A 26,962-nucleotide genomic window follows, 5' to 3' on the forward strand; every position below is an offset into this window, starting at 1 on the left:
CCTGGTCAGGTACGCTTCAGCTTCCCTGCGCCCTCGACGGTTCTGGATGGGTCATGAAGCTCGCGTCGTCGTTCCCGCTCGCCGTTGCCGCTGCTGTCTCGTTGTCGCTCGCCGCCTGTGGTGAGGACAAGCCCAACGGGTCGTCCGGCCCCACCTCGGCACCCTCGGTCACCGCGACTCCCACGCAGAGTGCGCCGACCGATCAGCCGACCGAGACCGGTCCGGTCAAACGCTCGAAAACCGAACTCACCAAGGCGCTTCTCGAGCTGAAGGAGCTGCCGAGCGGCTTCTCCGAGGAGAAGGACGACCCGGCCGACGACGGCAGCAACCCGTTCTCCGCGCCGACCAGCAAGTGCAAGCCGCTGGTCAAGTTGCTGAACGCGGACGAGGCGCCCGGCTCCAAGCGGAGCGTGCATCGCTCGTTCTCGGGCAGCCAGGAAGGGCCGTACATCGACTTCTCGCTGGACTCGATGAGCACGTCGAAGGCGGTCCGCGAACTGCAGACGTCGTACCAGGATGCCGTTGCGTCCTGCAAGAAGGTGACGATGCGGATGGACGGCGCGGGCTCCACACAGATGGAGGTCGTCGAGATCCCCGCGCCGCAGTTCGGCGACGAGCCCTTCGCCTTCAAACTGACCGGCGTCAGTGGGCCGAAGGAAGGCCTCGAGTTCGACGCGGCCGTCACCGGCATCGGCGATGTCGTCCTCGCCGTCGGCGTCCTGGCCGGCCAACCAGGCGAACTCGACGGCGCCACCGAGGCGGCCGTCGAGAAGGCCCGCACCACCCTCAGCAAAACCGGCAGCTGACCCACCCCGACCCGCCCAGCTACCCGACCAGCCGATCGGCTTCGGTCTTACGGGTTCAAGAGTCCGGGTGGGACCCAGCGAGAAATCTCTGTCCTCGACTCGATCAGCAGTTTGCGGCGGACGTTTTCGAGGTGCTTCTCGACGGTTCGTACCGAGCAGACCCGCCGGCGGGCGATCTGGGCGTCGGACAATCCCTGCGCGGCCAGCTGGGCAACGTGCTTCTCGGCCGACGTCAGATCGGACCAGGGCGTCGGCGCCGCACAGCCGTTGTCGTGCCCGTCCGGCGAGCCGACTACCTCGTTCGTCGCGAGGGCGTCGATCTCGTCGTAGTGCAGCGCGTTGCCGAACCGGTACGCCGTCCTGAAGCCGTCGGCGCCGAGCACACCGGTCGCCACCCGCTCGGCCTCGGCGTTGGCATCCCGAAACGGTGGCAGGGTGGCGATCGCCACCCGATAGCGCTCCCGGAGCCGGCTCGCGCCACCGAGCGCACGAGCTGCCCGGATCGCGTCGGCGTGGTCGGCGTCGGCGCTCGGTTCGGGGCGCTGCTTGATCACCTCGGCCGCAGCCCAGGCGACGAGATGGGTCAGGTACATCAGGCCCCAGTGATCGCCCGATTGCTGCCGCGCTCGCTTGATCGGGGGCAGGCTGAGCGCGTCGACGTGCCAGATCAGCGCGAGCCCGGACACCAGCAGGGACCAGCCGTGAGCCCATTCGGCGCCGTCCGCCAGCGTCTCGTCGGCGTACTGCTGGGAGAGCTCGACGGCTTCGCTGGCCGGCCCGTACCAGTCGGCGGCCATCCCCGCGAACATGAGCGCCATCGCACGCTCACCCCGGTACTGCGCACCGGCGCTCTCGAAGCCGGTGGCGGCAGCGCGCAGTACCGCGATCGAGGCCGGATCTCCGAGCGCGAAAAACGCATGCAGGCCCAGCAGGAGAGCCATCAGCGCCGCACTGAGTCCATCGTCGCCGGCCTCGTCCCGTCCCTGGTCGGCCATTGCCTCCGCAGTGCTCAGATCGCCTTGGCACAGGGCGGTCAGACCGGTCATCACCACTGCCCACAGGCGGAGCTCGGGTGCTTCCGCCGCCTTCGTCGCAGCCAGGCCGGTCCGCAGCCAGTCGATCGTCTCGCCCGAGTTGCCGAGGTAGAACTGCAGTCGCAGCCGGGCCAGGCCGACCGCGATCTCCAGTCCGGCGGCCTCCTCGCCGGCGATCGAGCTGCTCCAGGCGAGGGCAGCGCGGAAGTTCGCCAGGTCGCGACTGGTGCGCGAGAGCCACTCGACCTCGCGAGGTCCGTACCAATCGACAGCCGCCTGCCGGGAGACTTCGAGGAAGTGATCGCGATGCCGACGGCGCAAGCTCTCGGTCTCGCCGCTCTCCTCGGCCCGCGCGACGCCGTACTGCCGCAGCGTCTCCAGCATCCGGTACCGGGTCGACGGACCACTGGTGTCGGCAGTCACGACCGACTTGCCGACCAACTCGGTGAGGACGTCGAGGACCTGCGCCGCGGGCAGATCCGGCCCGGCGCCGACCGCTTGGGCGGCTGCCAGGTCCCAGCCGTTCTCGAAGACGGAAAGCCTTGCCCACAAGCTCTTCTCGGCGTCGTCGCAGAGCCGGTAGCTCCAGTCCACCGCGGCCTGCATGCTGTGGTGCATCGGATGCGCCCCATGCCGTGGCCCGCGGGTGAGCAGGCTGAACCGCTCATCGCCCGGCCCGCCGTCCAACCGGGCGAGGATCTCGCGCAGTGACTGGCTACGCAGCCCCGCGGCCGCCAGCTCGATCGCCAGCGGCAAGCCGTCGAGGCGCTGGCAAAGCAACGCAGCGGTCGTGTGGTCAGCAGGGCCGATGCTGATGCCCACTGCTGCGGCCCGCTCGGTCAGCAGGTCGAGCGCCTCGTACCGCGACCCTTCCGGCGCATCGGACAGACAGGTCAGCGGAGGTACCGCGAAGAGTTGCTCACCGGCGCACCCGAGCGCCTCGCGACTGGTGGCGAGCACCTGTACGCCGGAGACCTCCGCGAGGATCGCACTGACCAGTGACCCCACCGGTGCGGCCACGTGCTCGCAGTTGTCGAGCACCAGCAGCACCGGTCCCGAGCCGGCCTCCTCACCGAGGTGGTCCAGCAGCATGCTCCGCGCCGACCGTTCGGTGACGATCTCGACGCCGAGCGACTTGGCCACCGTCCGCTCGACCGTCACCGCGTCGGCGCCATCCGGTACGCCGATCAGCGTGCACCAGTGCACCCGCAGCCGGGGATCTGCCTTCTGCGCGGCCTGCGCGAGCCGCCCGGCCAGCCGGGTCTTGCCGACCCCACCCGGGCCGACCAGAGTCAGCGGGTTGGCAGCCTCCAGGCGGACCAGCCCAGCCCGGATCTGCTCCTCGCGGCCGACGAACGAGGTGAGTTCGACCGGTACCTCCCCAGTGCTCACCCTCAGGTTCTACACGCTCGACGGCCGGTAATCGAATCCCGTCTACGTACCGATCTAAGTACTACTACGGTCGCCTCCCGGCCGTCCGATCCGCGAGTCTGAACGGGCCATCTGACGAAGGGAGACCCCATGAACACCAGGACCACCCGAGTCACCTGAGGCGGCTCTACCCGCCTGGCGATGTGGATCCGTGCGTCGCCCGCTGACCGATCGGGGGAGCGTCACTCCGGCTGGGAGCCTGGGGTGGCGCTCTTCAGCGCTCCGGCAGCGGCAGGACCGTCGTCCGGCGGTGGTGTTCGAAGACGACGGAGCTGCGGATGTCGGCGATCTCCTGGCGCTTGGCGAGGTCGAGGACGAGGTCGCGGAGCGCCTGGGTATCCTTGACGGCCACGTGGGCGAGGAAGTCGGAGGCGCCGGAGACCATGAACATCGCCAGCGTCTGCGGAAGTTTCTGGACGTAGGTCTGGAAGGTGGTGGCCGTCGCCATCGCCTGCGGGCGGAGTTTGATCGAGATGATCGCCTGGGTGGAGCGGTCGATCGCCTGCAGGTCGACCTCCGCGTGGTACCCGCTGATCACGCCGCGGTCGCGCAACCCTCTGATCCGCTCCAGACAGGTCGACGGCGCGATCCCCAGCTCGGCCGCCATCTCCCGGTTGGTCCGGCGCGCGTCGTTCTGCAGCATCCGCAGCAGCGCCGTATCAAGTTCGTCCATAGCCGCCATTTTCGCAGACCTGCCGAACATCGTTCGGTACCACCGTCCGCCAGCCGTTCAAGCGGCTAACGTCGGTCGGGTGCTGGCGAACAAGTTAGTCGTCGTGATCGACGCAGACGCACCCATCGGAGTAGCACTCAACGCAGCGGCCCTGGTCGGAGTCGGTGTCGGCTCGCATATACCCGACCTGGTCGGCACGGAGGCGCAAGACGCCGCAGGTAACCCGCATCCCGGTATGTGCGCCCACCCGATCCCCGTCCTCAAGGCGGACCCTGCGCGCCTGACCGAACTCCGCGCCGCAGCGGCCGCTCACCCCGAGGTAGCGGTCCACGACGTCAACCAGGTAGCCCAAGGATCCCGGACCTACGACCAGTATGCAGCCACGATGTCCGGCACCAAGCCCGACGACCTGCACTACACGGCCCTGGCAATCCACGGCCCCCGCCCCGCAGTCGACTCGCTAACAGGCGCTCTCCCCCTCTACCGCTAGTCGCCGCTACAGGGTTGGGCGGATCTCGCCGACCGGTTGGCCTCCGCCCAGTACGGGCAGGCTGATCAGGTTGGCAGCTGGGGTGGTGTCGACGCCGCACTTGGACAGCAGGGTCAGGGCCAGGGCTGTGGTGGCTCGGGGGTTGCCGTCGATGACTTTGACGGCTACTGCGTGGCCGTCGGGGGTGGCCATGGCTATTACGCCCTCGGCGCCGCCCTTGGCGATGATGCCGGGCAGTAGGCGCATCACCTCGGTGTTCTGGTGGCCTGCGCCGCCGACGAAGTCTGGGTGCTGGCGCATGGCGGCCGCGACCCGGCCTTCCGGCGTACCGGGTGGGGCTGTTGCCAGGCGGCTGAAGGCGAGGGCCAGGCCGGACAACGGCATGCCGAGCAGGGGAGTGCCGCAGCCGTCGGTGGTGAGGATGCCGGTGGAGGAGTCGGTGAGGCGTTCGATCTCGGCGGTGATCGTGCGCTGTACCGGTGACTGCGGATCGAGGTAGCTGGCGGGGTCGTTGCCTTGGGCGACGGTCGCCAGCAGCATCGCGGCGTGTTTGCCGGAGCAGTTCATCCGGACCGGCGACGGTTCGATGCCTTCGGCAATCAACCGGAAGCGGGTCGGCTCGTCTTCGGGCCGGTCCGGCGGACAACGCAGCGCGTCGCGATCAAGGCCGGCCGACGCCAGCAGGCGATCCACCACCGCGACATGACGGTCCTCGCCGGTATGGCTGCCGGCTCCGATCGCCACCTCCTCGCCAACCAGCTCCGCGCCGGCGACGATGCAGCCGACTGCTTGCAGCGGCTTCGCGGTCGACCGCGGGAGTACAAGACCGTCGACGTCCCCGGCCGCATACAGAGCCTTGCCGTCCGGATCCAGCGCTACCGCCAGCCCGAAGTGCCGGCTTTCCACGAACCCGCTCCGCACCACCTCGGCCAGCTCGACCACATTTCCCAGCCCGGGAACACCCTTGATCATGGCCCGACGCTAGCAACGTTCGTAATGTGGACTCCATGCGACTCAACTACGAGACGACCGGTCCTGATGACGCGCCTGTGCTGTTGCTCGGCTCGTCGCTCGGTACTACGCACGCGATGTGGGCGCCGCAGCTCGACGTCCTGTCGCAGCGGTTCCGGGTGATCGCGTTCGACCATCGCGGGCACGGGGACTCCGAGGCGCCCGACGGTCCGTACACGATCGAGGACCTCGGTGGCGACGTGGTCGAGTTGCTCAACGAGTTGCTGATCGAGCGGGCGTCGTACGTCGGCATCTCGCTCGGCGGCGCGGTCGGCCTCTGGCTCGCCGAGAACGCGCCCGACCGGTTCCACCGCTTCGCGCTGCTGTGCCCGCCGGCGTACCCGGCCGCAGGCGCCCAGATGTGGACCGACCGCGCCGCGCAGGTCCGCGCCGAAGGCACCAAGGCGATCACCGAGGCGACGCTCAGCCGGTGGTTCCTTCCCGAGTACGCCGATGCGCAACCGGCAGCCGTCGACGCGATCCGCCAGCAACTCCTCACCACCTCGCCCGAGGGCTATGCCTCCTGCTGCGAAGCGCTCGGCGCCATGGACCTCCGCCCGGGACTCGGAGACATCACCGCCCCCGTCCTCCTGGTCACCGCCGAGTCCGACGCCTCCATCCCGCCCGAGACGGTGATCCCGCTGGCCATGCAGATCCCCGGCGCCCACCTGGAGATCCTCGAGTCCGCCGCCCACCTGGTCACCTACTCCCACCCCGACCAGATCAACCAACTCCTCCTCACCCACCTCACCTGACCACTGTCCGTAGCCGCCGCACCCCACTAACCTGCTGACCGGGAGGGGTGCATGGCTGAGCAGCAGCAGATGGTCGTTACCGTCGACGGGCACCGGGTCGAGATCTTCCTCGGTGATCTCTTCGAGAGCGGGGCACGGGTGCTGGTCGTGCCCTGCAGCACCACCGGCAGCATGGCGCCGGAATTCGTGGACCGGTTGGACGCGCTCCGGATCTCGCGGCCGGTCGAGGTCTTCGATCCGGGTCAGGTCGTCGAGGTCTCGCCTCCGGACAGTCGTCAGGCGATCCTGCTCGCGGCGGTGGTGGCGGACAGTGGCTCGACAACGCAGACCGTGATCGATGCGGTGCATCACGTCGGCGAGTTCGCCGTTCGCCTCGGTGCACCTGATCGCCCTGTCGACACCGCTTTCCCGCTGCTTGGCAGTGGTGCGGGTGGTCTGAGCCCGGAGGACTCGCTGTACTCGATCGCCACCGGGTACGGCGCTGCCCGTCCCAGCCTGGTGCCGCGTGTCTATGTCCTCGACCCGAAGATCTACGACCGTCTCCGCAAGCTGAGCCTGAGCAGCACAGTCTCGCCGGAACCGCCCACCAGCAGCAGCACCGCAGTAACGGGCGAAGGCGCACCAACCGCGGCCGATGACAACGCCTCAGCAACGGGCTTCGTCGAGAGCGCTCGCGCTGGGCGGCGGGAGGAGTTGGTGCCGACGCATACGGATGGGCCGGCGCGGATTGATGAGTTGGGGCGGCAGGGGTTTGCGAGGGTGTTGGCTCGGCGGATTCGGGATGCGCGGAAGGAGGAGGCGAAGAACAGTGCGCAGGCGGACGTACCGCGGGGTGGGGCGTTCATCGTGCATCTGCATGCGCCCTGGGGTGCGGGCAAGACGTCTGTGCTCAACTTCCTCGCCGACGAGCTGCGGAAGGTCGACAAGCGGGCCGGCGAGAAGCGTTGTGTCGTGGTCGAGTTCAACGCCTGGCGGCATCAGCGGATCGAGCCGCCCTGGTGGTGGCTGATGACCGCCCTGTACGCCGGTGCCGTCCGCGAACTCTGGAAGTTCGACAAGCCGAGGGCCGCGTGGCTCTGGCTCCGGGAGCGACTCTGGCGCTCGAAGGGTGGCTGGCCGGGCTACCTCGCCCTCCTGCTCGTCGCGGGAGCCGTCACCTGGGCCTGGCGGGCCGGCTGGTTCGGTGCTGCCGGCAACGAGAAGCTGTTCTCGCCTGACACGGTCAAGGACTACGTGGTCACCGCCGCCGCCATCATCACCCCGGCGCTCACCGTCTGGGGCCTCCTGCACACGATGGGCCGCTGGGTCTTCACCACCTCCGCGCGGGGCGCCAGACGCTTCATGGCCAACACCAGCGACCCGATGCGGACGGTGCAGGATCACCTGGCCGACCTCACCAAGTGGATCCACCACGACGTCGTGGTGATGATCGACGACCTCGACCGCTGCAAGGGCCCGTACGTCGTCGAGTTGCTCGAGGGCATCCAGACGCTGTTCCGCGACGTACCGGTGACGTACGTGATCGCCGCGGACCGGGACTGGCTCGCGGACAGTTACGCCAAGGAGTACGCCGAGTTCGTCAGCGCCGGGGGAGGGCCTGGCCGGCCGGTCGGCTATCTCTTCCTGGAGAAGACGTTCCAGATCTCCACCGGACTGCCGCAGGCGGGCAAGCGGCTGAACGACTTCTGGGGCCGGATCCTCCGGTCGGCGAACGTGCCCGGCGAGCAGGAGCTGAAGCGGGCGCGCGCCGATGCCGGCCGCGAGCTCGCCGGCAAGACGAGCGAGGAGGTGCGGGCGGAAGTACTGGCGAACCCGGGCCGGACGCCCGCCGACGAGCAGGCCCGGCTGGAGACCCTCGCCATCGAGATGGTCGGCGAACGCGCCCAGCAACAGAACCAGCACACCCTGGAACCGTTCCAGCGGCTCCTCGGCCGCGACCAGAACCCGCGCGCCATGAAGCGCCTGGTCAACGCCTACGGCATCGCCCGGGGCATCGAGACGCTCCAAGAGGTGAACCTGGCCGACAACCACCTCCAGGAGCAGCAAACCGCGCTCTGGACCATCCTCACCCTCCGCTGGCCCAAACTCGCCGGCCACCTCGCCCGGTACCCCGAACACCTCCAGTACGTCGGTACGCCCGACCCACCCACCACCATCCCGCCCGACCTCCGCCCCCTCTTCGCCGACCCGGAACTCCACGACGTCGTCCACGGAAACGCCGGCGAAGAAAACAAGGTCGAAGCAGCCCTCACCCCCGAGTTCCTGACCGAAACCCCGCTCCGCTGAGCCCGGCGCCCGGTATGCTCCGCCAGCTGCCCAGATCGGCGGCGGGGGCGAGGAGACTCGATGAACATTGCTGTGCCGGTCCAGGTGACACTGGGTCGCCGGCTACGGAACACCCGGCTGCAGATGCGCTGGGTCGGCTGGGCGTTCAGAGCCGCCGGGGTCGGCTACCTGATCTGGGGACTGGTGGTCGACGATGGCGCCATCAATGTCCTAGGGCTGATCTTCATCGGGTATCCGGAGCTGTTGGGGGTCATCAGACACCTGGTCGCCAGGAAGTACGGATCGGTCTATACCTACACGATGACGGACGAGGGGCTGCGGATCGTGACCGCGATCACCGACCTCCAGTACACCTGGAGCGCCGTGAAGTCGCTTCGGGAGGCTTCCGGCCAGTGGAACTTCCGCTTCGTCGGCGCTGGAGCGTCGACCGTTCCCACGGCCGGCTTCAGCCCGGAGCAGGATGCGGAATGGCGTGCGTTCATCGCTGCCAACGGGCTGGTTCGCGCCTGAGGCCAGGCGCGATGAGGGTGCCCGGGCGTACCGGCGTTAGGCTGGTGGGTGGTATGGATGCGTCGAGTGGGAAGTTCTGTGATGACTGTTGAGTCCTTGTTTCCCCGCCTGGAAGCGTTGCTGCCTACCGTGCAGAAGCCGATCCAGTACGTCGGCGGTGAGCTGAACTCCGTCAGCAAGGACTGGGAGTCGGCCAGCGTGCGCTGGGCGTTGATGTATCCGGACGCCTACGAGGTCGGCCTGCCGAACCAGGGCGTGCAGATCCTGTACGAGGTGCTGAACGAGCGCGAGCACACCCTCGCGGAGCGGACCTACTCGGTCTGGCCGGACATGGAGCAGGTGATGCGGGACAACGCGATCCCGCAGTTCACGCTCGACAGCCACCGCCCGGTCCGGGCCTTCGACGTGTTCGGGATCTCGTTCTCCACCGAGCTCGGCTACACCAACATGCTGACCGCGCTCGACCTGGCCGGGATCCCGCTGTACGCCGTGGACCGCACCGACGAGGACCCGATCGTGCTGGCCGGCGGGCACGCGGCGTTCAACCCGGAGCCGATCGGCGACTTCATCGACGCGGCGGTGCTCGGCGACGGCGAGGAGATCGTGCTCGCCATCTCCGACGTGATCCGGGAGTGGAAGGACGAGGGCAGCCCGGGCGGTCGCGACGAGGTGCTGCACCGGCTCGCCTCCACCGGCGGCGTCTACATCCCCAAGTTCTTCACCGTCGACTACCTCGACGACGGGCGGATCAAGCGGATCGCCCCGAACCGTCCCGGCGTCCCGTACCGGACCGCCAAGCACACCGTGATGGACCTGGACGCCTGGCCGTACCCGAAGAAGCCGCTGGTACCGCTCGCCGAGACCGTCCACGAGCGCTTCTCGGTGGAGATCTTCCGCGGCTGCACCCGGGGCTGCCGGTTCTGCCAGGCCGGGATGATCACCCGCCCGGTCCGCGAGCGCAGCATCACCACGATCGGCGACATGGTCGAGAACGGCCTGAAGCAGACCGGCTTCGAGGAGGTCGGGCTGCTCAGCCTGTCGTCGGCCGACCACACCGAGATCGCCGAGGTCGCGAAGGGCCTGGGCGACCGGTACGAGGGCAGCAACGTCTCGCTGTCGTTGCCCTCGACAAGGGTCGACGCCTTCAACATCACGCTGGCCAACGAGTTCTCCCGCAACGGCCGGCGCAGCGGTCTGACCTTCGCCCCCGAGGGTGGATCGGAGCGGCTGCGCAAGGTGATCAACAAGATGGTCACCGAGGACGACCTGATCCGGACCGTCGCGGCGGCGTACAGCCACGGCTGGCGGCAGGTGAAGCTGTACTTCATGTGCGGCCTGCCGACCGAGACCGACGAGGACGTGCTGGCGATCGCCGACCTGGCCAAGCGGGTGATCGCGACCGGCCGGCAGGTGTCCGGCCGCAACGACATCCGCTGCACGGTGTCGATCGGCGGGTTCGTGCCGAAGCCGCACACCCCGTTCCAGTGGGCCGCGCAGCTCGGCGTCGAGGAGACCGACGCCCGGCTGGCCAAGCTGAACGCGGCGATCCGCTCGGACAAGAAGTACGCCAAGGCGATCGGTTTCCGGTACCACGACGGCAAACCGGGCATCATCGAGGGCCTGCTCTCGCGCGGCGACCGCCGGGTCGGCCGGATCATCGAGCAGGTCTGGCGCGACGGCGGCCGGTTCGACGGCTGGAGCGAGCACTTCTCGTACGAGCGCTGGATCGCCGCCACCGAGAAGGCGCTGGCCGGCACCCCGGTCGACCTCGCCTGGTACACCACGCGTGAGCGCGAGTACGCCGAGGTGCTGCCGTGGGACCACCTGGACTCCGGGCTGGACCGCGACTGGCTGTGGGAGGACTGGCAGGACGCGCTCGAGGAGGACGGCGCGATCGAGGTCGAGGACTGCCGCTGGACGCCGTGCTTCGACTGCGGCGTCTGCCCGCAGATGAACACCGAGATCCAGATCGGCCCCACCGGCAAGAAACTGTTGCCGCTCTCGGTGGTCTGAGAGCTGTCTGTGGTCTGACGGTTACGCGGGGTCGCGGCGCTTGAGATAGCGCCGGGCCGCGAAGTGACCGTTGTCCGCGGCCATCCGGTACCACGGTTCGCTGGCATCGATTCCATCGCGCTGCTCGATGAGCCGGCCCAGCTCCCACATCGAGTCGACGTCGCCGTGGTCGATCGCGACCAGCAGCAACCGCTCGGCCCGGGCGTCGTCACCAATGCTCAAGGCATCCATCGCCAAGGCCCGGATCGCGCGCGGGTTGCCCGCCTCGGCGGCGGCGCGGGCGGCTTCCGGCGTACGGAATCCCTTGCGGCGCGGCCAGAACCACAACCAGAGCGCGGAGAAGGCCCCGACAACCCAGATCCCGATGCCGACATAGAGCATCGCCAAGTTGTCGGTGATGACCGCGGCCAGGGTGAAGCCCGCAGCGGCGGCGAACAGAAACAGCGTCATCGCAGGTCCCCTCTCCCCAGCCCCGCGCCCGCCCCCCAGCGGTCCTACCTAGGCCCAAGGTAACCGACCCGCAGGTCCAGCACCTCCTCTTCCGCGCGCCGCGACCCCTTCAAACGAAGGGTTCAAACGCCCGCATTCCGCCGCGATGCGGCAAGCAACGCGTCGCTGAGGGTCAGCTCGCCGGCACTGCCCAGGGTCAGGTCGGCGGCACTCAGCGCGGCGGCCCGCACGTACGGGTTGGGGATTGCGATCGTTGCCATGCCCGCGGCGGTGGCCGCCTCGACGCCGTGCGGAGTGTCCTCGACCGCTGCGGTCGCGCTACCGGACAGACCCAGTCGTTCCAGGGCGAGCAGGTAGACCGCCGGGTCCGGCTTGTGGCCGTCCACCTCGTCGCCTGCGGCAATGACATCGAAGAGGTCGAGGGCGCCGACCCGCTCCAGGTGCCCGATCACCCACGAGCGCTCCGAACTGCTGGCGATCGCGGGCCTCAGCCCGAGCTCACGGGCCTCCAGCAACCAGTCGCGGATGCCCGGCCGGAAGTCGAGGTCTTCGTGCAGGCTGTCGCGGTACGCCGTACGCCGCGCCTGACTCACCTCGCGATCGAAGTCCGGCACCAGGGCAGCCAGCTGCGCGTACCGGGCGTCCTTCGTATCCCCGCCGTGCCCCGGCCAGAAGTCGTCGGCCAGTTCGAGCTCGAGACCGTGCTGGGCCCATTCGAACTGCCAGCTCTTCACCAGCGTCGTCTCGGTGTCCATCAGCAGTCCGTCGAAGTCGAACACCACCGCCTCGACCGGCGACCCCACCAGCCGCATCGCCAGCCGATGAAGCTCCCCAGCGGTCAGCCCGCACAGCTCCAGGTAGCTCCGCACCCCGCCGTACCGCTCGTCCACATGATCAAGAGCGGCGGTGATCGTCTCGGGCAACGTCCGCGACAGCAACAGCGCACGCTCCCGCTCCTCAGCCGGCAACCCGGCGGCCCGTTCGAGCACCCCGAGCCGCACCTCACTGACCACGTAGTCGGCCACGATCTGGTCCCGCGGCACACCGATCAGGTCGAGCAGCAACGCGACCAGCAACCCGGTCCGGTCCTTGCCCGACTTGCAGTGCACGACGACCGGCCGATCCTCCGGCGCCGAAGCAACAGCCCGCAAAGCAGCACCGATCTGCCCCTGGTTGCGATCGAGACTGCCGCGATAGATGTCGCCCAGCAGTGGTTCGTCCGCCGGTACGCGTTCCTTGTCCCGGACCGGATCGATCCACGGAATCCGCCGGTACTCCGCTACGCCCTCCAGCGGATGTGTCCGCGTCATCTCCCAGTCCGAGCGCAGGTCGAGCACCAAGCCGGCCCCGACGCCACGCAACGCGGCCCGCCCGGCGGCGTCGAGCTTGTCGGGGGAGTCGGTCCGGATCATCGTCCCGCCCCGCGTCACCCCGCCGTACCGGGTCGAAAACCCAGCCAGATCACGAGTGTTCAGGCAACCGTTCCAGTCAAGGTCCGTCACCCTGAAGACCCTATGACACCTCCCAACGACTCGAAGTCGTGCCAGGTGCCGCCGTCCCAGTAGAGGTGGTGGAGGGCCGAATCCGTCCCCCGCACGAAGATGTCGAGCCGGCCAGGACCCCAGGACACGGCTGACCCGGCCGGTTGCGGGCGGGGCGCCTCAGCCGCTCCGACCAGGCCGAGCCAGCCGGCCAGCGCCGCGATGTTCATCCGCAGGATCTCGCTCGCCAGCGCCCAGTCGAGGAACTCGAGCTTGTCGTTCGCCGAATGGATGTGCCCGTTCGCACTGTCCGCGCCCTCGATCGTCAGCACCGCAGGCACCCCGGCGTTGATGAACGGCACATGATCACTGGCGAACGGATTCAGCGACGTCTCGACCTTCAGCCCCGTGTACGTCGCAGCCGCCGCGGCCAGGTCGTCCATCTGCCCCGACGACACCGGCGCGCCCTCGAGCAGGACGGTCGGCGCAGCTGTGTTCTTCGACGCGATCATGTCCATGTTGAGCACCGCGCGAATCCGCGACCGCTCGGCCGGCGGCAGCGCAGCGACGTACTGCTTGCTCCCGAACAGCCCCTCTTCCTCGCCACCGAAGAGGATCAGCCGGACGTCGTGCTCCCACTCCCGGCTCGCGATCAGCCGCCCGAGCTCCAGTACGCCGGCCGACCCGCTCCCGTTGTCGTCGGCCCCGGGCGCACTACCGCCCGGGCCGCCCGCGAGGTTGATCGAATCGAGGTGCGCGGTGATCACGACCAGCCCGCGCGTGCCGGCTCCCGACCCGGCGCGATCACCGATCAGGTTCTCCGAATGCCCAGCTCCCACAGTGATCGGCACCCGCGTGACGCTGTAGCCGAGGGCAACCATCCGGGCCGCCGCGAACTCCACCGCGGTCGTGAAGGACGCACTCAGCGAATGCCGGGTCGGCAGCGAGGCCAGCCAGGTCAGATCAGCCTGGTACGACGCCGGCGCCACCTCACCGACCAGCCCCGCAACCACCGGGTCAGCGCGCCGGGCCATCCGCGCCGGGACGTCGACAACCGTCGTACCGGCCTTCAACGCCTCCACTCGCCAGCAATGGTTGGAGCGCCGTCGCCGGGGCTTGTCGGCGGCCGAGATCACCAGGTGGCGACCGTGATCGAGCAGCGGAGTGACGTCGGGAAACTCGTCCTGGAAGCTCCGGCCGACCTGCGTCACGAGGACCAAACCGGGCGCGGTACGAGAGGCCCGGCCGAGCTTCTGATCGGCGGGTCCCCACAGGATCGTCTTGTCGCCGAACCGGGCCGACTTGGCGCCGTCGGCCGCGTCCTCGGTCGGCACCACCAGGTACCGAACAGGCGAACCGGTCATCTCACTCCTTCCAGCGAATCTCCAGCCGATCCGGTGTCGCGGCGACGATCGACCCGGCGGAGCCTGTACTACGGCTGATCTCGCCGCCCGCCGACCAGCGCCCGGCATGCCCCTCCGGAGCGTCGCCACGGCCGATCAGCCAGTCGGTGAAACTGCCGTCGGCATGGAACTCCACCCCCCGCCGGCCGCGAGCCGGCGGGAAGGCGAAGTCGTCGCGGCGGTAGACGGTCACTCCGTCGTGGTCCTCCTCGAAGGAGTGCGTCCACCGCCCGACCAACCGCGAGGTGTTCAGTTCAGCACCGCCTGCTCGGCAGAGGCGCCGTTGGGCAACTGGTCCGGCGCCGGCTGATCCAGCTTGAAGTCGCTGATCACGCCGCCGAGCGCTTCGTACCCGGTGATGGACGGTCCCCAGGCGGTTCCGTCCCACCACTTGTGGTATATCCCGCCGTCCGTGCCGACGACGAAGACGTCCAGCCGATCCGGTCCCCACGACGTCACTCGCGGCTCCTCGGTGCAGATGCCGCCGAGCGACTCGAACCCGGACCACGACGTACCGTCCCACCACTGGTGGTACAGCGCGGAGTCGGTCCCCAGGACGAACACGTCGAGCCGGTTCGCGGCCCACGAGACGACGGTCGGCGCGCTCGTGCAGATGCCGCCGAGGTTCTCCCAGTCCGCCGACCACGACGTACCGTCGTACCACTTGTGGTAGAGCGCGGAGTCGGTGCCGATGACGAACAGGTCGAGCCGGTTCGGGCCCCAGGCCACCGCGGTCGGGGGAGAGGCGCAGACGCCACCGAGCGACTCGAAGCCACCCCACGCGGTGCCGTCCCACCACTTGTGCCAGACGGCGTTGTCCGTGCCGAGCACGAAGACGTCCAGCCGATCGGGGCCCCAGGCAACTACTTCGGGCGGGCTCATGCAGATCCCGCCGAGGTACTCGTAGTCGTTCCACTGAGCCCCGTCCCACCACTTGTGGTAGAGCGCGCGGTCGGTCCCGAGCACGAAGACGTCGAGCCGGTTCTCCGCCCAGGTGGCAACTCGCGGCGGGCTCATGCAGACGCCGCCGAGCGCCTCGTAGCCCGTCTCCGACGGTCCCCAGGCGGTCCCGTCCCACCACTTGTGGTAGAGCCCGTGGTCGGTTCCGAGGACGAAGGCGTCGAGCCGGTTCGGCCCCCAGGACGCCACTTCAGGAGCACTCATGCACACACCACCCAGGTACTCGTAGCCGTTCACGGACGGTCCCCAGGCGGCCCCGTCCCACCACTTGTGGTACGTCGCCCGGTCGGTGCCGAGCACGAACGCGTCGATCCGGTTGTCGTCCCACGACACGACCGGCCCGGCGGGAGTCGGCAGTGCGCTGGTGGAGCTCGAACCCTGGTTGAGATCCGTCCGTACGGTGTCCAGGCAGGCCGCCATCCGGGCGACCTGGTCGTTGGTGAACATCACCATGCCGCGGTCGTCGGTGTAGTCCATGTAGTTCACGAACAGGTCGCCGTTCGGCCCGTTGCTGCAGGACAGCTTCGGGAACGTCGGTACGCCGAAGTTCGGGCCGCCCTGGTTGGGGGTGTCGGCCACCTCGTCGCTGCCGCTGCAGCCGGTGCCGTCGTCGCCCCAGATGTGGAACAGGTTGAGGTAGTGGCCGATCTCGTGGGTCGTCGTCCGGCCGAGATCGAACGGCGCTGCCGCCGTACCGTTCGTGCCGAACCCGCTGTGCAGGATGACCACGCCGTCGGTCTCGGCCGGGCCGCCCGGGAACTGGGCGTAGCCGAGCAGGCCGCCACCGAGCTGGCCGACCCAGATGTTCAGGTACTTGTCGGCCGGCCAGGGATCGATGCCACCGGTCGCCGACGACTTGATCGCGTCGTCGGTCGTGAAGCCGGTGCGCGTCGTCTGGGTCCGGGTGACACCCGTCGTCGGGTTGCCGTTCGGGTCCGTCGTGGCCAGCGCGAACTCGATCCGGGCGTCGGCGACCAGCCCGGTGAACGGGGCCGGCACGATGCCGACGTCGGTGTTGGTCGCCCGGAAGTCCCGGTTCAGGACCTCGATCTGGCTGTCGATCTGGGCCTGCGAGATGTTCTGCGCGGCCGTGTTCCAGACGACATGCACCACCACGGGGATGTGCGCGACACCGCTGAACCGCTGCTGCGACGCGACGTACTGCGTGGTCGCGTTCTCCAGGTAGGAACGCGCCGCGACGTACTCCGCCGACGTCGACAGCAACCGCCGGTGCACATCCATCACGCCACACTGCCGCCGGCTCGGCGTCTGAGCATCGCGCCCCATCCCAGGCGCGGCACCAGCACCGCCGACGGTCTCCATCATTCCACCGGGCATCTGATCCCCGGCGCCCCGTTCGTTCTTGTCCGCTCTCCCGTTGGCCTTTCTCGGCATCTCTCCCCCTAGTACGTGCGGGGGCAAGGAAAGAAGAACGAACAGGCTGCCCCCCAAGACGCTGCTCTTTTTCAGCGTGCTCCCGCTACCGCAGGTGCACAAGAGCATGAGCCCCGGTAGTCAATTTCACCTTTTCCCTTGCGCACGTTGGAGAATGGCGTCAGGAGGGGTGAATGAGACGAGAGCTGTCCGTTCCGTTCGAGGTCCGCGGCCAACGCGGACTGATCAACATCCGCGTGCTGGCCAACGACGACCCTTACGCCTCGGGTCACCAACTCGTCGTACCGGGCCTGGACGCGGAGTCCTACCGCAACTTCCCGATCTGTACCGCGACCCTGCGCTACCACGGCCAGGGCATCAACGCGATCATGGGCTGGATCCAGCTCGTCACGCGGTCCGGCGTCGTCACGGTGGATGCGCCGGCCTTCACCGCCGACGCCAGTCCACTGTCCGCGTACGGTTTCCTGCCGACCTTCTTCGACGCCCCCGCGCACCCGGAGGACCCCGACGGCGTCTGGCGAGCGGACACCTTCCTGGTGATCGTGCCCGACGTGATCCATACCCGCGCCGTCGAGCCGGTCGCCGCCTTCACCTGGGGCTACCGCCTCCACGGTGGCTACGCCGACCCACTCGATCCAGCCCGCCGCTCAGCCGACTGGCAGGACCACCGCGCCACGCTCGCCGCGCGCTACCCGTACTGGATGTTCCTCTAGATCTCCAGCTCCCAGTCGGTCCGCTGGGCGACCGGCCGGAAGCCGAGATGCACGTTGACGGCGATCATCGGGGCGTTCGTGATCGCGTTCCAGGTGTGCAGCACGGCCGGACGGTCCAGTCCGGCCTGCAGCGACCGGAAGTTGGGGACCTTCACGGCCAGCCCCAGCCGTCGGCCGCGATGTTCTGGTCGGACGAACGTGTCCCACTGGTAGAGGCGCCCGGGATCGCCGGTCCCGCCACCCATCTGCGTGTACGCCGCCAGCTGACCGTCCTTGTCGACGGCGACAGTGGTGTGGCAGAAGCGCCCTTGCTTGAGCCTGCGCGCCTCGGCCTCCCGCAGCCGCTCCGGCGTCCACCGGGCCGGCTCCTGATCGAGCTCTCCGGTCGGGACGTCGACAGACATCGCGCTCAGCGCTTCGGCGAACTGCTCGACCCACTCGTCCGGCGTGTGCTCACGCCACTGCACGATCTCGTACCCGTCGACCGGCTGGTCGAGGTCGGCCAGCCGCTCCTCCGAGAGCGGCAACTCGAGCACCTGGTGCAACTCAACGAGCTTGCGGACGAACCCGTGCTTGGCGGCGAACGCGGTACCGGCGCTCTCCCCAGTCTCCGCGTCGCCCAGGATCATGCCGGCGAGCAGTCGGCGGTCGTCCTGCCTGGCCCGCTCGATCACGGCCTCCAGCAGGCGGCTTCCGACGCCCGTACGCCGGTACGCCGCGGCGACCGCGATCTCCACCTCGACGAGATGCGTGTTCTCCTGCAGCCACCAGTCGAGCCAGGCGATCCCCAGCCACTTGTCGCCGTCGACCAGGGCAAGCCCGTCGGCCCGCATGTCGGAGTGCTGGTCGGCCATCAGGACCCGGGCCTCTTCCAGTCCGAGACCTGACGGGAACTCGGCTTCCCGGCGTACGGCGTCCCGGAGGTTGTAGAACCGCTCGAAAACCTCAGCGTCCTGGCCATCCACCTCAACAAGTTCCACCCAGCGACCTTAGGCGTCCCGAGCGACAGGACATAGTCGATTAAATCGACCGTCGAGCTCGACCCTCAGGCGGGACGCCGATCCCTCACAGCGACTATGTCCTGTCGCTCGGGACACGGAAGGTCAGTGGTGCGGGCGGAGGGTGCGGTTGGCGGCCGGCTCGGCGATCTGCTCGCGGAAGGGGTGGGCGGGGTAGACGCCCAGGATCCGGACCTCGACCGAGAAGAAGGCGAGCTCCTCCAGCGCGAGGGCGACGTGCGGGTCCTCGGGGTGGCCCTCGACGTCGGCGTAGAACTGGGTGGCGAAGAACGAGCCGCCGAGCTGGTAGCTCTCCAGCTTGGTCATGTTGACGCCGTTGGTCGCGAAGCCGCCCATCGCCTTGTAGAGGGCGGCGGGCACGTTGCGGACCCGGTAGACGAAGCTCGTGATCGTCGGTCCGGAGCCGACCGCCGGGACGTGCGGCTCGCGGGACAGGACCAGGAAGCGGGTCGTGTTGTGGTGCTCGTCCTCGACGTCCTCAGCCAGGATGTCGAGCCCGTAGAGCCCGGCCGCGGCGACCGGTGACAGGGCGGCGACGCCTCTGTCGTTCAGCTCGGAGACCTCGCGGGCCGCGCCGGCGGTGTCGTCGGCGACGACGGTCGACCAGCCGTGCTCGCGGATGATCTTGCGGCACTGGCCGAGCGCGTGGACGTGGCTGCGGACCGTCTTGATCGACTCCAGCGTGGCCCCCGGGACGGCCATCAGCTGGAAGTGGATCGGCAGGAAGAACTCGCCGATGATGTGCAGCCCGGAGTCCGGCAGCAGGTGGTGGATGTCGGCCACCCGGCCGGCGATCGAGTTGTCGACCGGGATCATCGCGAGTCCGGCGCGGCCGGTGTTCACCGCCTCGAGGGCGTCCTCGAAGGTCGTACAGGGCAGCTGTTCGCGGCCGGGAAACATCTCGGTGCACGCCATCGCCGAATTGGCTCCTGGCTCACCCTGGTACGCGATCGGTCCGTCCACGGTTTCCCAGCCTAGTGCCACCCTGTCTCACCCCTTGACTCAGGTGTCCGACTTGCGGACTTTCTTGGGGGCGCCGGTGGTCGCCCGGCCCTCCAGCGACTTGGCCTTGGTGGCGTACATGTCGACGTACTCCTGGCCGGACAGCTCCATGATCTTGTACATGATCTCGTCGGTGACGGCGCGCAGGATCAGCCGGTCTCCCTCCATCCCGTCGTACCGGGAGAAGTCCAGCGGCTCGCCGAACTTGACCGTCGGGGAGGCGAACGAGGCGACCACCTTGCCGGGCGGGGCGACCACGTCGGTGCCGATCACGCCGCACGGAATCACCGGGACCTTCGCCTCGAGCGCGAGCCGGGCGACGCCGGTGCGGCCCTTGTAGAGCTTGCCGTCGTGGGAGCGGGTGCCCTCGGGGTAGATGCCGAACAGGTCGCCGCGCTCCAGCACCTTCAGGCCGGCCTTGATCGCGCCCTCGGACGCCGAGCCGCCGGACCGGTCGATGGGGACCTGGCCGGTGCCCTTGAAGAAGCCGCGCTGGAACCGGCCCTTGATCCCGGCGCCGGTGAAGTAGTCGGACTTGGCGACGAAGGTGACCCGGCGGCGCAGTACCAGCGGCATGAAGATCCAGTCCGCGTAGGACAGGTGGTTGCTCGCGATGATCGCCGGACCGACGTCCGGGATGTTCTCGGCGCCCTCCACCTTCGGGCGGAAGATGCGCTTGACCGGCGGGCCGACCACGACGTTCTTCAGCACCCAGTAGATGCCCTTGCCATCGCCGTCACCGGCGTCGTCGACCGGGCGCTCAGGCTCCGGCTCGAACCGCGGCGACTGTGCCGGTTCCGTCATCGATGTCCTTTCCTCACGTTTCCCCGAGCCCTCATGATGCCGTACCGGGCCCCGGGCCGCTCCTGCCTACTGGCAAGTTCGGCGCGCGGAAGCCGCTGACAACTCCGCCGTCGCCTTCGTAGGCTTCTCACGGCGGCCTCGCCCAGGAGCCGCCACACCAGGGGAGGACCGCCTCGTGAGGACTGGTTTCAGTAAGTCGCGCCTGACCGCAGTACTGGCAGTAGCCGCGACAGCGATGGCCGGTGTGCCACTGGCCGCATCAGCCGGTACTACGTCCGCCGCGGCCGATGCCGTGCCGGCGCCGAAGGTGGTGCCGCTCCAGGTGACCGGGCCGGCGTCGTCACGGTTCAACCTGGTGGTGATGGGGGACGGGTACACGGCAGCGGACCTGCCGAAGTTCCGGGAGCAGGTGGACAAGCACCTGAACGTGCTCTGGAGCATCGAGCCGTTCAAGACGTACCGCAACTACGTGAACGTGTACGCCGTCGAGATCGCCTCACCCGAGAGCGGCGTCGACTGCGACCCCGGCCTCGACTCACCCAAGGTCGACACCCCGCTCCAGATGGGCTTCTGGGGCGGCTGCAACCCCGGCTCGGTCCAGCGGCTGCTCACGGTCAGCGCGACCGCGGCAGCGCAGTACGCCGACCTGGTTCCCGGCACCACGCCCGCCAACCGCCAAATCCTTGCCATCGGCAACAGCAACACCTACGGCGGCGCAGGCGGCACCTATGCGACCGCCTCCGGCGGCAACGCACTCTCCGCCCTCATCACCCCGCATGAACTGGGCCACTCCCTGGGCGGCCTCCAAGACGAATACGACTACTACGCGAGAGGCGACCGAGGCGCCCCCTACGAAGGCCCCGAACCGTCCTCGATCCACCACACCCTGCTCACCGAACAACAAATGCTCGCTCAGCAGAAGAAGTGGTTCCGCTGGCTGGGCGAGCCGTCCGAGTCAGGCGGCCCCATCGCCCGCTACGAAGCCGGCATGTACGCCGGAAGCGGCATCTGGCGCCCCTCGAAACACTCCATGATGAAGGTCCTCGGCTACTACTTCGACCAGGTCTCCCGAGAACGAATGACCCAGCGAATCTCCTCCAGAGCCACCCTCATCCAGTCCAGCACCCCACCCGGCCAAGTGACCCCCACCCAGTCCGTCTGGCTACAAACCCTCCACCCCGCCACCCACGAGTTGACAGTCACCTGGACCCTCGACAGCACAACCCTCCCCACCAACAACCGACGCTACGTAGACCTGAGCTCCCTCTCCCTAACCCCCGGATCCCACACCCTCACCGCAAAGATCGTCGACCCCACCGATTTCGTCCGAGACCCAGCAGTAAGAGCCTCCACCGCCCTCACAGCAACCCGCACCTGGACCGTCACCCCCACCAACGAGGCAGGCTTCGGCCTACCGCCGGCGGCTCAGGCCGACCCGGCCACCGCCGAGGTGGCCGCCGCCCCTCAGTCAACCTTCACCACCTCCACCTCCACCTCCACCTCCACCTCCACCGAGCACCCGGTGAATGCGGATGAGGTGGTTTATGTGGAGACGACCCAGTCAGACACCGAGCAACCAACGGTGGAATGGCGGGTTGACGGCCAAGTGGTAGCCAACCCCGGCAACGACCGTGACTTCGAGCTGGCGCCGCTCAACCTGACCGGCACCCACACCCTCACCGCCCGTGCAGGCGCCAGCGAACTGACCTGGCAGATCGACGGAGTAGAGCCGACAGTGACCCCCACCCTGTCGAAGCCCCTCCTCAAGATCACCAAACCCACCGGCCCGGAGTACATCTACAACGACGCCTTCACCATGGCCCTGAAGGCGACAGACGACACCGACGGCTACGTAGTACCGGAGTTCCGCACCGACGGCGACGGTTGGTACAACTACTACGGCTGGCCGACCGACGCCAACGCCCCGTTCAAGTTCACCGCCGAAGGCACCGAGATCGACCAACTCGTCTACGGCAAACTCGGCACCCCGCGAGTAGTCCCCTGGGACGACGTCCCGTCCGGCTACGGCCGCCACCGGATCGAGTACCGCGCGATCGATGCCCCCGGCAACATCGCCACCCCGCAAAGCTTCGCGGTCACCCTCCTCCGCCCCACGCCGGCCTGTACGACGACCATCACCGGCACCCGCAACGGCCCCCTGACGGTCACCTCCGGCGTCACCTGTCTCACCAATGCCACCATCAACGGCCCGGTCGCCATCCGCCCCGGTGCGTCCCTCGTCGCCACCGACACCAAGATCTCCGGCCCGGTCAACGCCACCAACGCAGCAGACCTCCACCTGCTCCGTACGACGGTCAGCGGCCCGGTCACCTCAACCGGCACCACCCGCTCCGAAGTGCTCGTAGCGACTACCGTCAGCGGCCCGACGACCGTACGCAACTCGAGCACCGCCGACCCCGTAGCACTGGCCGGCAACACCATCAACGGCCCGCTCACCTGCTCCGCCAACACAGCAGCCCCGTCGAACCTCCAAGCCCCCAACCACGTCACGGGCCCACGCTCCGGCCAATGCAGCGGCCTCTGACAGGCCGATGAAAGACCAGGCCAGGTAGCTTGCCGTCATGAACGGACTGCGAGTGGGGTCGCTGCTGGTCGCGACGATGCTGACCGGCCTGGTCGCGGGGGTGTTCGGCATCTACGCGAACGCCTTCATGCCCGGTCTGGCCAAGACCGATGACAAGACGTTCGTCGGTGCCTTCCAAGCAGTCGATCGAGCGATCATCAACCCGGTGTTCCTCGGCATCGGCTTCTTCGGCGCGCTGTTCTTCACGCTGCTGGCCGGCATCGTGAACCTGAAGGAGAAGGCGCTCCCGTGGATCGCGGTCGCCTTCGTCCTCTACCTGATCGTCGTGATCGTCACGATGAGTGTCAACGTCCCGCTGAACGACGCGATCAAGGCCGCCGGCGACCCGAACGCGATCGATGTCACCGCCGTCCGCGCCGCCTTCGACGAGTCCAAGTGGCGCGCCTTCAACCTGGTCCGCGTCGTCCTCAACACCGTTGCCTTCGCCCTGCTCGCCTGGGCGCTGTATCTGACCGGCAAGTCCAGCGCCCAGCCCTAACCGTTCTCACAGCCGTACTACGTACTTCCCCTCGCCCCGCCCATCCGCCAACGCCTGCTGGGCTTCCGGAGCATTCTCGAGCCCGTCGACGACAGTCGGCTCGACCTGCAACTCACCACGGCTGAGCCGCTGCAGTACTTCGCTCAGCGCCTCAGCCACCATCCACGGCGCCTTGGCCGCGTACCCCCGGATGCTGAACCCACCGATCGCCGCATTCCCACCGAACAGCCTCCCGGCCGCAGGCAGCGACGCCAGGGGAGTCCCACCAGCATTGCCGAACAGCACGATCCGCCCACCGGCCGCGACCAGTTCCAGGTCCGTCTCGATCCAGTCCGTCCCCTGCGGATCCAGGATGAGGTCGACACCCCGCCCATCCGTCAATTCCCTAACCCTGTCGACGATTCCGTCGCCACGGACGACCACTGCGTCGTACCCAGCCTTCTCCGCCGCCGCGGCCCGCCCTGCGCCACCAACTGTCCCCAGCAACAGCCCAGCGCCGTGCAGCCGAGCAAGCGAAGCCAGTGCCTGCCCCACCCCGCCAGCGGCCGAGTGGACGAGCACACTGTCGCCCTCCCGCAACCGCCCGGTCGGCCCAAGCAGCAACGCCGCAGTAGTCAGCGTCCCCGGAGCAACAGCCGCCTGCTCGAACGACAACCCAGCGGGGATCTCCACAACAAGCTCACCCCGTACTACGGCAACGTCAGCCAACCCACCCGTCGCAGTGAAGGCCGCCACCGGCGTACCGACCGCCGGCCCACTCACCCCCGCACCAAGCGACCGCACCGTCCCCGCAACCTCCAGCCCTGGTACGAACGGCCAGCCAGTCGCATACCCGGCGTCCCCACGTCGAGCCATCACGTCGATGAAGTTCACCCCAGCCGCCCGGACGTCGATCGCCACCTCACCAGGCCCCGGCTCCGGGGTCGCAACCTCACCCACCCTGGTCGTACTCGTATCGGCAGCAGGCTGATCGAAGAGCAGAGCGCGCATCATCGGATTCCTTTCGACGTTCGTCGTACATCGAAACCAAGCTACACTTCCTTTCGACGATCGTCGAAAGGAAATTGGATGGCGCACGCACGCCGGCCGGCCCTGGTCCACCCCGAGGCAGCCGACCTGAACCTGTACGCCGTCCTGCACGCCCTGGCCGACCCGACCCGGCTGACCATCGTCCGCACGCTCCGGGAGGACCTCGAGCGCGCCTGCGGCACCTTCCCGGTCTCCGTCGCGCCCTCGACCCTCACCCACCACTTCCGCGTACTCCGGGAAGCCGGCGTGATCCACCAGCGTGAGGACGGCAACCGCCGCTGGACCACCCTCCGCTACGACGACCTGCAGTCGCGCTTCCCGGGCGTCGTCGACACCGTCCTCCAGGCCGAAACCGGTCCTTGAAGCCGCGGAGGTGAGTCGGTGGCGGGGAAGCTGCGAGAATGGCGTTCGTGGCACCAGTACAGGCTCCGCCGTCCCAGCAGCTTCCCGCGGTCCAGAAGTTGCGGATCCGCTTCGCCAAGCGCGGGCGGCTGCGATTCACCTCGCACCGCGACTTCCAGCGCGCTTTCGAGCGTGCGGTCCGCCGCGCCGGGCTGCCGGTGGCGTTCTCGCACGGCTTCAGCCCGCACCCGAAGATCTCGTACGCCGGTGCCGCGCCGACCGGCGCCGCCTCCGAGGCGGAGTACTTGGAGATCTCGCTCACACACGAGCGGGACCCCGAGCAGGTCCGGGCCGCCCTCGACGAGGCGCTCCCGCCCGGGCTGGACGTGCTCGAGGTGGTCGTCGCCGGACCGGGCTCCCTGGCCGACCAGCTGGAGGCCAGTGAGTGGCTGATCGCGCTGCCTGGCGTGGATCCGGCCGACGCCGAGCCGGCGGTCGCCGCGTTCCTCGCCCGGGACGAAATTCTGGTCGAGCGCATGACCAAACGGGGTCTTCGCTCGTTTGACTGCCGGGAAGCCGTCCTCCGACTCACCGTCGGTAGTGACCCGGCGACGGTTGAGACGTGTGCGATACTGCAAGTGGTGTTACGGCTCGGAACCCCGGCCGTGAGACCCGACGACGTTCTCGCCGGCGTGCTAGAGGTAGCGACGCTTGAGGTGACGGGCCCGGCTCTTCTGACCAGGCTCGCCCAAGGCCCGCTCATCGCGGCAACCGGCACTGTGGACGATCCGCTCGCTCGTGACCGCGACGCCACCCAGGCGACCGCGACCGGCCAGGCGGTCGACCACCAGACGCATGTAGCGGAGGGCGACGCCGCCGCTCCAGCTGTGCCCTGACGGCATTGCAGGGAGCGGATCCAGAAGGCTTCCGCCGCACCGGATTAGCACCCGGGAGTGGCGAACCGTGACCGCCAGCTGGCAGCGCCGGACCTGTGACAGAGGCCCGCAGGGTGCGCCGGATGGCTTGAGGAGACCCGCACCGCATGCTCGACAACGAGCCCAACGACACCCAGGCAGCCGACGTGGCCGCCACCGCCCCCGCAGCCAAGCGTGCTGCCAGACAACCGGCCGCCAAGAAGGCGACCACGACGCGCAAGCGCACGGCCAAGAAGGCCGCCGCCGTGCCCGCCGAGGCCGCCGCCGTCAGCACCCAGGACGATGGCGAGAGCGCCGACCCGGCCCCCGCGCCGGTCAAGAAGACCGCCGCGAAGCGCACGGTCAAGAAGACGGCCGCCAAACGCCCGGCGAAGAAGGCCGCCGCCCGCGGCACCACCCAGGACAGCCTCCTGGACACCGACGCGGACAGCGCCGACGCCACCGCGGGCGCTACTGCTGACGCCACCGCCGACGCGGCCTCCGTCGAGGCCGCCGCTCCGGCGCGCGCCGCGAAGAAGACCACCACCCGCAAGCGCACCACCAAGAAGGCCGCGGCACCCCAGCCCGACCTCCTCTCCGAGGACACCCCGCTCACCGACGGCCCGGTAGCGGCCGCCGAGCTCCCCGAAGAGCAGCTGACCGAGGAGGAGCTGGCCGCCGCCGAGGCAGCAGCCGCCGAGCTCGCCGCGAAGGAAGCGGCCCTCCTGGCTGCCGCCGAGGCTCCCGCCCGCCGTTCACGCCGACGGGCGCCGCCCGCTGCGGCCGTACTGTTCCAGGCTCCGACCGAGGTGCCCGCCCAGGCTGCGGCCACCAGCGCGGTGGAAGCCACGCCGGAAGCAGCCCCGGAGGAGGCGCCGGCCACCGGTCGTCGTACCCGCCGTCGTTCGACCGCAGCTGAGCGTGCGGCCGAGGCTGCCGCGACCGCTCAGGCCGCCGAGGCCGAGGTCGCCGAAGAGCAGACCCCCGAGGTCGCCGAAGAGCAGACCACCACGACCCGCCGTCGCCGGAGCCGTCGCAGCCGTGACGCCGAAGAGGTCGCCGCCGACCGTGCCGAGCCCGTGCTCGAGCAGGCCCGTGGCACCAACGCGGACACCGACGACGACGAGACCGACGAGGGTCACGACGCCGAGGCCGACGAGAACGACGACGACCAGCCCAGCACCACCCGCCGGCGTCGTCGCCGCGGTGGCCGTCGCCGCCGCAAGGCCGGGGACGCCGACTCCGAGGACAGCGCCGACGAGGGCGACGAGTCCGACGAGGACCAGCAGGACGAGGACGCCGAGGACCACGACCAGTCGGCCGAGTCCGACGACGAGGCCGAGGGCGCCGGTACGTCG

The 26,962-nt window shown here is 68.9% G+C and carries 23 protein-coding genes and 1 pseudogene; 12 read left to right on the top strand and 12 right to left on the bottom strand.

Features of this window, described 5'->3' with window-relative positions:
• The first annotated feature begins 53 nt into the window (after positions 1-53).
• Positions 54-806 (top strand): hypothetical protein, encoded by a 753-nt coding sequence (locus ABD116_RS18925; RefSeq protein WP_343971456.1) that lies wholly within the window; start codon positions 54-56, stop codon positions 804-806.
• Positions 807-853: 47 nt separating this feature from the next.
• Here the strand turns inward: ABD116_RS18925 and ABD116_RS18930 are convergent, their stop codons facing one another.
• On the bottom strand, positions 854-3,232 hold the full coding sequence (locus ABD116_RS18930) for a helix-turn-helix transcriptional regulator (protein ID WP_343971459.1): 2,379 nt from the start codon (positions 3,230-3,232) through the stop codon (positions 854-856).
• A 253-nt stretch (positions 3,233-3,485) separates the two neighbouring features.
• Positions 3,486-3,944 (bottom strand): Lrp/AsnC family transcriptional regulator, encoded by a 459-nt coding sequence (locus tag ABD116_RS18935; RefSeq protein ID WP_343971462.1) that lies wholly within the window; start codon positions 3,942-3,944, stop codon positions 3,486-3,488.
• Between the two features lie 79 nt (positions 3,945-4,023).
• Between ABD116_RS18935 and ABD116_RS18940 the strand changes: the two genes are divergently transcribed.
• The gene (locus ABD116_RS18940) at positions 4,024-4,434 is read left to right on the top strand and encodes a DUF2000 domain-containing protein (protein WP_343971465.1); all 411 of its coding nucleotides are present in this window, start codon (positions 4,024-4,026) and stop codon (positions 4,432-4,434) included.
• A gap of 6 nt (positions 4,435-4,440) precedes the next feature.
• Here ABD116_RS18940 and ABD116_RS18945 read toward each other — a convergent pair whose 3' ends face one another.
• Positions 4,441-5,406, bottom strand: coding sequence for an asparaginase (locus ABD116_RS18945; protein ID WP_343971468.1), 966 nt, complete (start codon positions 5,404-5,406; stop codon positions 4,441-4,443).
• A 35-nt stretch (positions 5,407-5,441) separates the two neighbouring features.
• Here ABD116_RS18945 and pcaD point away from each other — a divergent pair, with 35 nt between their 5' ends.
• From pcaD to ABD116_RS18965, 4 genes are all read left to right on the top strand, one after another.
• Complete coding sequence (pcaD, locus tag ABD116_RS18950) at positions 5,442-6,200, top strand: 3-oxoadipate enol-lactonase (protein ID WP_343971471.1); 759 nt, start codon at positions 5,442-5,444, stop codon at positions 6,198-6,200.
• Positions 6,201-6,251: 51 nt separating this feature from the next.
• Entirely contained in the window at positions 6,252-8,486 is a 2,235-nt protein-coding gene (locus ABD116_RS18955; RefSeq protein WP_343971474.1) for a P-loop NTPase fold protein, read from the top strand.
• Positions 8,487-8,546: 60 nt separating this feature from the next.
• On the top strand, positions 8,547-8,996 hold the full coding sequence (locus ABD116_RS18960) for a YcxB family protein (RefSeq protein ID WP_343971477.1): 450 nt from the start codon (positions 8,547-8,549) through the stop codon (positions 8,994-8,996).
• 81 nt (positions 8,997-9,077) lie between these two features.
• On the top strand, positions 9,078-11,009 hold the full coding sequence (locus tag ABD116_RS18965; protein WP_343971480.1) for a TIGR03960 family B12-binding radical SAM protein: 1,932 nt from the start codon (positions 9,078-9,080) through the stop codon (positions 11,007-11,009).
• Between the two features lie 21 nt (positions 11,010-11,030).
• Here ABD116_RS18965 and ABD116_RS18970 read toward each other — a convergent pair whose 3' ends face one another.
• The 5 genes from ABD116_RS18970 to ABD116_RS18990 all read right to left on the bottom strand — a co-directional run bounded on the left by ABD116_RS18970 (position 11,031) and on the right by ABD116_RS18990 (position 16,698).
• The gene (locus ABD116_RS18970) at positions 11,031-11,459 is read right to left on the bottom strand and encodes an SEL1-like repeat protein (RefSeq protein ID WP_343971483.1); all 429 of its coding nucleotides are present in this window, start codon (positions 11,457-11,459) and stop codon (positions 11,031-11,033) included.
• Positions 11,460-11,581: 122 nt separating this feature from the next.
• Entirely contained in the window at positions 11,582-12,961 is a 1,380-nt protein-coding gene (locus ABD116_RS18975) for an HAD-IA family hydrolase (protein ID WP_343971486.1), read from the bottom strand.
• The gene (locus ABD116_RS18980) at positions 12,958-14,304 is read right to left on the bottom strand and encodes a M28 family metallopeptidase (protein WP_343971489.1); all 1,347 of its coding nucleotides are present in this window, start codon (positions 14,302-14,304) and stop codon (positions 12,958-12,960) included. Before ABD116_RS18980 ends, ABD116_RS18975 begins: the two co-directional genes overlap by 4 nt.
• Position 14,305: 1 nt before the next feature.
• On the bottom strand, positions 14,306-14,536 hold the full coding sequence (locus ABD116_RS18985) for a hypothetical protein (RefSeq protein ID WP_343971492.1): 231 nt from the start codon (positions 14,534-14,536) through the stop codon (positions 14,306-14,308).
• Positions 14,537-14,592: 56 nt separating this feature from the next.
• Entirely contained in the window at positions 14,593-16,698 is a 2,106-nt protein-coding gene (locus tag ABD116_RS18990) for a DUF8189 domain-containing protein (RefSeq protein ID WP_343971495.1), read from the bottom strand.
• Positions 16,699-16,871: 173 nt separating this feature from the next.
• On the opposite strand from ABD116_RS18990, the gene ABD116_RS18995 reads away from it, so the two are divergent.
• Complete coding sequence (locus ABD116_RS18995; protein ID WP_343971498.1) at positions 16,872-17,411, top strand: hypothetical protein; 540 nt, start codon at positions 16,872-16,874, stop codon at positions 17,409-17,411.
• On the opposite strand, the gene ABD116_RS19000 is transcribed toward ABD116_RS18995, so the two are convergent.
• The 3 genes from ABD116_RS19000 to ABD116_RS19010 all read right to left on the bottom strand — a co-directional run bounded on the left by ABD116_RS19000 (position 17,408) and on the right by ABD116_RS19010 (position 20,236).
• The gene (locus ABD116_RS19000) at positions 17,408-18,391 is read right to left on the bottom strand and encodes a GNAT family N-acetyltransferase (protein ID WP_343971500.1); all 984 of its coding nucleotides are present in this window, start codon (positions 18,389-18,391) and stop codon (positions 17,408-17,410) included. The two genes, ABD116_RS18995 and ABD116_RS19000, sit on opposite strands and share 4 nt — an antisense overlap.
• Positions 18,392-18,514: 123 nt before the next feature.
• On the bottom strand, positions 18,515-19,393 hold the full coding sequence (locus tag ABD116_RS19005; protein ID WP_343971502.1) for a prephenate dehydratase: 879 nt from the start codon (positions 19,391-19,393) through the stop codon (positions 18,515-18,517).
• A 39-nt stretch (positions 19,394-19,432) separates the two neighbouring features.
• The gene (locus ABD116_RS19010; RefSeq protein ID WP_343971504.1) at positions 19,433-20,236 is read right to left on the bottom strand and encodes a lysophospholipid acyltransferase family protein; all 804 of its coding nucleotides are present in this window, start codon (positions 20,234-20,236) and stop codon (positions 19,433-19,435) included.
• A gap of 175 nt (positions 20,237-20,411) precedes the next feature.
• Here ABD116_RS19010 and ABD116_RS19015 point away from each other — a divergent pair, with 175 nt between their 5' ends.
• Positions 20,412-22,781 (top strand): M64 family metallopeptidase, encoded by a 2,370-nt coding sequence (locus ABD116_RS19015; RefSeq protein ID WP_343971507.1) that lies wholly within the window; start codon positions 20,412-20,414, stop codon positions 22,779-22,781.
• 37 nt (positions 22,782-22,818) lie between these two features.
• Entirely contained in the window at positions 22,819-23,319 is a 501-nt protein-coding gene (locus ABD116_RS19020) for an anthrone oxygenase family protein (protein WP_343971510.1), read from the top strand.
• Between the two features lie 6 nt (positions 23,320-23,325).
• On the opposite strand, the gene ABD116_RS19025 is transcribed toward ABD116_RS19020, so the two are convergent.
• The gene (locus ABD116_RS19025; RefSeq protein WP_343971513.1) at positions 23,326-24,309 is read right to left on the bottom strand and encodes a quinone oxidoreductase family protein; all 984 of its coding nucleotides are present in this window, start codon (positions 24,307-24,309) and stop codon (positions 23,326-23,328) included.
• A gap of 78 nt (positions 24,310-24,387) precedes the next feature.
• Here ABD116_RS19025 and ABD116_RS19030 point away from each other — a divergent pair, with 78 nt between their 5' ends.
• The 3 genes and pseudogenes from ABD116_RS19030 to ABD116_RS19040 form a co-directional block, all read left to right on the top strand.
• Positions 24,388-24,711 carry an ArsR/SmtB family transcription factor gene (locus tag ABD116_RS19030; RefSeq protein WP_343971516.1) on the top strand — a complete coding sequence of 108 codons (324 nt, stop codon included), beginning with the start codon at positions 24,388-24,390 and terminating at the stop codon, positions 24,709-24,711.
• Between the two features lie 47 nt (positions 24,712-24,758).
• The gene (locus tag ABD116_RS19035) at positions 24,759-25,586 is read left to right on the top strand and encodes a TIGR03936 family radical SAM-associated protein (protein WP_343971876.1); all 828 of its coding nucleotides are present in this window, start codon (positions 24,759-24,761) and stop codon (positions 25,584-25,586) included.
• 146 nt (positions 25,587-25,732) lie between these two features.
• Positions 25,733-26,962: pseudogene (locus ABD116_RS19040) on the top strand (ribonuclease E/G); the annotation flags it as partial.

This window comes from Kribbella koreensis (genome assembly GCF_039525325.1).
GTDB lineage: Bacteria > Actinomycetota > Actinomycetes > Propionibacteriales > Kribbellaceae > Kribbella > Kribbella koreensis.